We start from the raw sequence: 6,391 nt of genomic DNA on the forward strand, positions 1-6,391 counted from the left end.
TCGAATCCATATGAATAGTTGGAAGGCGGAAACACACCAGTGTTTGGAGAAGAAACTCGTCAGTTCTTGTCTTACGACTCGCGACGCTTCTCCGCAAGCCGTTCTGGGATTTTGTCGATGTTGTCGAGTGCAAGTTCTAATACTACATCGTGAACCTCGCGGAGTTCATCGTCACGAATCCCCATCCACGGAGTTCAGGTGTGACAGTGAAATCCAGTTGGTCTTCGAACTTGGTCCACGTCTCCTCACGAGCATACAGTGGACTCTGTTTGACCTCGCTGTAGGGAAACGCCGGCCCAGTCTCAGTCGGGTCTGAATCAGTGGCTTTGGACTCTGACTCCAGTTCTGGTTCCGATTCAGGCTCTGGCGTTGGGGGTTCCGCGACTGGATCCGGCTCCGGATCGGGACTCGAGTTGGCCTGTTCATCAGTCGGTTCGTCTGCATCGTCAACAGGGTCACCGAGGTCGAAGCCGGTCATTGTTCGATCCCTCCGCGTTCGATGATATCCGCAATCTCACCGAAGTACTCGAGTTGGGAGTTCTCTGGGTCGTAGGATGGGAGCGGTTCGCGGGCCTCGTAGGCGTCGCCGACCGCGCCAGTGTGGCGAATTGGTGGCTTCGGTGGGTCCATCTCGCCGGCGTCGATTGCCTCCCACTCGTCGGCGCGGATTCGCGCAAACGGGGGGACGTGATTATCCAGCACCGCCTCAACCTCAGTTCCCTCAGGTAGCGTTCCGCTTCGAGCGTCGACACCATCGCGGCCAGCAAGAAGTAGTGACGCGAAACTCTCCTGCGTGTTCATCGACTCGAGTAGCTTCCGGTCTTTGGTTTGGTGGTCGATACGAGCACCCATGTCGTTCGGCACAGCCGTGAGGATTTCGCAGTTCCCGAGCTGGCTACGGATCGGGCCAACAAGCCGAGTAGCCGTCTCTTGAAGTCCGTTCAACACCTCAAGAACCGGCATGGCATAAGTGGGAAGATAGTGTTCGGTGCTCAACAACGGCATTGTTCGTGAGTTTGTTCTGCGAGACAAGGATGTCTAACAGGATGTAGTCATATCGGTCGTCAAAATGTTCGTCGACGAGTTCCTGTTTTACCTTCAGGTCCGACACAAGAATCGAGTCCTTTGAGAGTACGTCAATCACTGGCTCAAGATATAGTGCTAGCACGAAATCGAAGCCGTAGCCTGGGTTTTGACGATTATATTGATGGATTCGTATTGGGCAGCATATCTGAAAACCAATTAATGATATGAAGAGGACACACCCCTATCGATGTGTTTTGAACGATCTGGATTTATAGTATTGGGGGATACCAAACGAGACACCCCTCTATCGATGTGTTTTGATTGGTTATGACCAGTTCAATCATCGGTGTTTCGATGGGCGCACGAAAACAGGTGGCCTACTCCGCGTTAGGAGGGGCAGGAGTTCCCGTGTTAAAATATTCGCCGGCCAACGCCACTACCTGTTCTCTCGTTGAAATCGTCTCACTCTCGCGGCCGAACAGATGTGTCGATGGCTGTGTCCGTCGGAGGGCACTTTGCATCATTCGTGACTGAGCGAAGTAGAGGGTCACGAGGTCCGCGAAACCTAAGGTTTCGCTTGATGACGAGAGAACTAGTCTCTCGAAACACCACACAGCCGTTACCCTTTCCTTGCCGTGGGGACTCGGTGTTATCTTCTGTCGCATATTCTCAGGTCCGTTACAGTCCGCATTTCCAGCTAACTCGCACGATGAACAGATGTACAAGCTACGTCCGGTATGGTTCGATTTCGCACCCCCACCCCACTGTGAGTGAATCTTCGACAGATCCACTCATTTTTCATCACTTCATCACCTCAGATATTCACCGTTGTATGCGAGGTAGTAAGAATTCCCAGACTGGCCAACGGGTGACATCCTCCGCGCCCTGAAGGTCGCGGCTTCCCGTACCGCAGGGTGGGATATTTGCTGGTTTACGATACGACCTGTTCTCTCGTGGTGAACGCCCCGCTTTCGTGGTCGAACAGGTATACCGATGGCTGTGCCACACAGCCGTTACTCCTATCCTCGCCGTGAGGACTCGGAGTTATCTTCTGTCGCATATTCTCCGCTCCGTTACAATCTGCGTTGGCCACCAACTCACACGACGAGCAGACGTACAGGCCACGTTCAACACGATTCGACGTCGTATCGTCACCACACCGTGAACACGTCTCCGAGGTGTTCCACTCGTTTTCTTTCAGCACCTCGACGCCACGGATCTCGCCTTTGTATTCGAGGTACTGGTAGAGACGGTCAAACGCCCACGAGTGCAACTTCTTGTTCCCCGTTTTGCCCCAGTCGGACTCACGCACGTTTTCAGGCCAACTCACCGCGAGCGTGCCAATATCACGTTCGACACACTCCGTGATGATGGTGTCCGTGAGAACGTGGTAGAAATGCGTCTCGCGGTCTGCGAGTTTCCTGCGTGCCCACATCGACTTCTCTGACGGGCCGTTCTCACCCTCAGTCTCGTACTCTGCTCGGGTGAAGTAATGTTTGTCTTCTTTGAGCGAATTACCGGGGTAGAGAACGTATTCGTCGGGGAACGCTACCGTGGCGATGTTCGTGATGCCAAGATCGATCCCAGCAACGCCGTCGCCTGCGGAGTCGTTGGTTTCGAGTTCGACTTTGCAGACGAAGTGCAGTTCCCACTCGTCACCGTTCCAGACGGCTCGAACGTTCTGCACTCGGGTGACTTCCGAGAGGTCAACGTCTGGCCGGGTCTGGTACTCACAGAGGATGAAGTCCGACCAGTTTTCTTTGAGGTTGGAGCCTTTCGAGAGTCGGACGCGGTTGTTTTCGGGGTCGTGTTTGAACCCGTCTGCTTTGAATGTGACTGTGCTCTTGGGCCGGGTGTCGCCGTGTTTGCGGTAGCCGGGCGGATTCGCCTCGTCATCCTTGTGTCGCAGATCGAACCACGACTGGAAAGCGTCAGAAAGTTCTTCGATGACTTTCTGACTGGATTGTGCATTCAGGTCTTTCCAGCACGACTTGTTCTTCATGTACGCTTTCAGCGTCCCTTCGTCTGGAATTACGCCTATTGCGTTCCAGATGCGGTCGGCTGTCCAGCGTGCGACGTTCCAAATCTTCGAGGCGGAATCGCCGAGCGAATCGAGGCCATCCCAGACCTGTCGCTGGTTCTGGATAAAGCCAACATAGGTACGGGTAACCTCGATCGCCATGTATAGCCTATGTTGATAATCTAACTTAATGGTGTGGATTAGCGTGGAATATCCGGTCTTCCATCGAGCAGTGGATTGTGTCATCCAGCGACGCGATTCACGCCCACCGTAAACGGTGGGATTCTCTCGCTGTTCAAAGATAGATACACCCCTCTATCGATGTGTTCGATCTGTGTACGTAGAGTCAGATATAGAGTGTGAAAATGGAACTAAAAATGATATCTGGGAATACAGCAGATAGAGATTGTGAAAGCGCAAGATATCGAAGGTTGAAAGATCTGTATACAAAAAGAATACTGTTGGAATAGAAGGCACAGAAATATAGAGTACAGAAACACATCGAACACATCGATACAGGTGTGTGTGAGTGTTCTTTCTAGAAAGCTAGAAGAAGAGAGAATGTACTCGTCCCTTTCTCGAGCTATTAACAGGTATTAGTGCTTCTTCAGGCAGAATCGTCTCATGAGGCGATCTCCTTCCAACTTGTCTTGCTATTGGCCCCTCCCCCTCCTAAGACATCGAACACATCGATAGAGGGGTGTGTCACCCCTCTCAAAAACCCACAACACTTCGACGCTAACTTGGCTTCTATTCTGTATATGTTAACTAAATATTCTGCCTAAAGGAGAATCGAGAACTAACGCGTGGAATCACACTTCGATAGGGGTGGAGAACATTTTTATAATCTGAATGTATGGTCCGTTACATGGCCACTGATGACTCCGACAGTTCTCAAACTGAAGAGGGGACACCGGAGGATGAAACTACAACCCAAGCGAATCTTTCTTCAGTTCCTTCTGACTCAGATACAGGCTCGCATACTGATCACTCCTCAGAGCCCACTGAACAATCCTCAATGACCGATTCTAGTACCGATGACTCTTCGCAGTCGATTGAGGATATGCTTCTTGAGTTTGATCAACAAGATGGGCTGATTCGTGATCGATCGCTTCTCGATCCAAATCACGTGGTGGCAGAAGATCGAATCGTCGGTCGCGATGAGCAACTCCAAGAAGTCACCAAAATGCTACGTGTTGCACTTGGTGGTAATCGGCCACCAAATCTCTTTCTCTATGGCCCATCCGGTACTGGAAAGTCACTCATCACAAAAGCCGTCTGTAACAACATTAGCTGTATTTGTGAAACACGTGATATCGATTTTGGTACGGTCGAGGTCAACTGCCAAGACCTCGACACTCTCGGTGTCGCAGTGTATGAATTGACAAAACAGGCGGCTGATCAAGCTGGTGTGCCTGTTCAGGTTCCGAAACACGGAGTTGCGACCAAAGAAAAATGGGACGAACTCTACCGTATCGTCAATGAGAATTTTGACTCAGCCGTATTCGTCCTTGATGAACTCGATATGTTGGTTGGCAGGCGGGATAAACAGGAACCAGCATTTTCGCGGCTTCTCTATCAACTCTCACGAGCCGGCGCGAACGACGATCTCACTGCCTCGATCTCAGTGGTTGCAATTTCGAACGATACGCGGATGATGGAAGCGGTTGGAAGTCGTGCACTGAGTTCCTTCACCCCAGAGGATGTTCATTTTGACGACTATGATGCGAACCAGCTCCAGGCGATTCTCCACCGACGGCAAGATGCCTTCCATGATAACGTTGTAGATGACGACGTTATTCCACTTGCAGCAGCGTTCGCAGCGCAGACACACGGTGACGCGCGTAAGGCGATCGACCTCATGCGTGTTGCTGGCGAACTTGCTGAACGGGAGGGAGACGAGCGTGTACGTGAAGAACACGTCCGAGAAGCCCAAGAGAAAGTCGAGAAAAACCGCGTCTTAGAGGTCATCCGTGGTATCAGCACCCAGAAAAAGCTGTGTCTCTATGCAACGGCAGCGGTTGCGTCCCAAACGCAAGGTGGAACTGCTCGGAGTACGACTGGGTATCAGGTTTATCAGTTCCTCACCGACTCGATAGATGCGAATCAGTACCACCAAGAAACGTACGTCAACAAGATGAAGGAGTTGACGACATACTCACTTGTCGACTTTGAGCGCCGAAGTCATGGTCCTAGTTCTGGGATGTTCTTGGAATTCCAGTTCGAAGAGCGGCCTGAGACCATTCTAGAGACGCTTCACGAAGATTCTCGAATTGATATGGTCTCTCCTGAGGAGGTCCGTCCAGTTGTGAAGTCACAAATTAGAAATCATTCATGATTTCTCTTTCTTCCAATTTCAATCTTGATTCAAGTGCACACCTCTATCGATGTGTATTGATGGCTGTTGCCGAGAAACACACTTGATATCTAACTCTACAAATGATTCCCCACGGTCCTCCACACACCTCTATCGATGTGTAATGGGCCTCATTGAGGCCAGTAACTTTGGAAAAACAGCATATGGGATTTTGAGGCCATTTATCGGTAATGTCCAGATGAACGAATAATTTGATTATATTTTCTCAGTAATTGAGAAATTGGTGAAACAGAGGGGTCACCCCTCTATCGATGTGTTTTGGTTTTGCGGAGATATTTTCTGAATGTCGTGAGTTTATCATCTCTAACCAAATTGTGTTATATGGGTTCAAGAACCACACCGTCCCTTGAGCCCATACACTACCGTAGCAAAGCTAACCGATACCAGTAGACACGCCGGTATTGTAGTTCGATGCTACGGTAGTCACCTCTCCCCTCATCCTATACGTCGATCCATTCTCGCTGTCGCAGTGCATCCTCGAGAACCAGTCCATGTTCCGCGGCGAACGTCGACGCGACGACTTTTGCGTGCAACGCACGCTCGGGACACTCTACTCACTTTCAGTCGCCCGTCGATCTCCTCGAGGTGTCCCGCCTCAAGCGCCTCGTGAATCGTCGCCTTTGCATCCGATGGTAGTACACCGACATTTCGTGCAACCTGTGTAACGTGTTCGACGCCGGCGTCTCAGGCTGGTAGTCGTTGTCGCTCTGGTAGTCTACGACCCGAACGAGTCTCTCGACCGGCATATCGCTCATACCAGTACGATTGGGAAGCGATCGGGTATATGTTTCTGACACCCCGCCACTTCATTTGTAACCTCCACGCACAGACGCCGAGAACACGGTACTCAGCGGTATACTTATATACCTCATTCAAAACGAAACCAAGGCGGATTCCCCGCCCCACCGTGGGTGGGGTTGAAGCCGACACTCGCCGCCACATACCACGAAACATTAAGCACCTCTATC

5 protein-coding genes are annotated in these 6,391 nt (G+C 51.2%); 1 reads left to right on the top strand and 4 read right to left on the bottom strand.

The features are described 5' to 3' along the window. Positions 1-142: 142 nt before the first annotated feature. The 3 genes from BBD46_RS21340 to BBD46_RS21350 form a co-directional block, all read right to left on the bottom strand. Positions 143-478 carry a hypothetical protein gene (locus BBD46_RS21340; RefSeq protein WP_253184621.1) on the bottom strand — a complete coding sequence of 112 codons (336 nt, stop codon included), beginning with the start codon at positions 476-478 and terminating at the stop codon, positions 143-145. Further along, positions 475-963, bottom strand: coding sequence for a hypothetical protein (locus tag BBD46_RS21345; RefSeq protein ID WP_253184622.1), 489 nt, complete (start codon positions 961-963; stop codon positions 475-477). The genes BBD46_RS21340 and BBD46_RS21345 overlap by 4 nt, the downstream gene beginning before the upstream one ends. A gap of 994 nt (positions 964-1,957) precedes the next feature. Then, complete coding sequence (locus tag BBD46_RS21350; protein ID WP_071403679.1) at positions 1,958-3,208, bottom strand: RNA-guided endonuclease InsQ/TnpB family protein; 1,251 nt, start codon at positions 3,206-3,208, stop codon at positions 1,958-1,960. 706 nt (positions 3,209-3,914) lie between these two features. Here BBD46_RS21350 and BBD46_RS21355 point away from each other — a divergent pair. After that, positions 3,915-5,384 carry an orc1/cdc6 family replication initiation protein gene (locus tag BBD46_RS21355; protein ID WP_071403680.1) on the top strand — a complete coding sequence of 490 codons (1,470 nt, stop codon included), beginning with the start codon at positions 3,915-3,917 and terminating at the stop codon, positions 5,382-5,384. Between the two features lie 599 nt (positions 5,385-5,983). On the opposite strand, the gene BBD46_RS21360 is transcribed toward BBD46_RS21355, so the two are convergent. Then, positions 5,984-6,178: a hypothetical protein gene (locus BBD46_RS21360; RefSeq protein WP_071403681.1), complete on the bottom strand. Its 195-nt coding sequence runs from the start codon at positions 6,176-6,178 to the stop codon at positions 5,984-5,986. Positions 6,179-6,391: the final 213 nt, after the last annotated feature.

Origin of the sequence: Natrialba sp. SSL1, assembly GCF_001861355.1 — an archaeon.
Classification (GTDB): domain Archaea; phylum Halobacteriota; class Halobacteria; order Halobacteriales; family Natrialbaceae; genus Natrialba.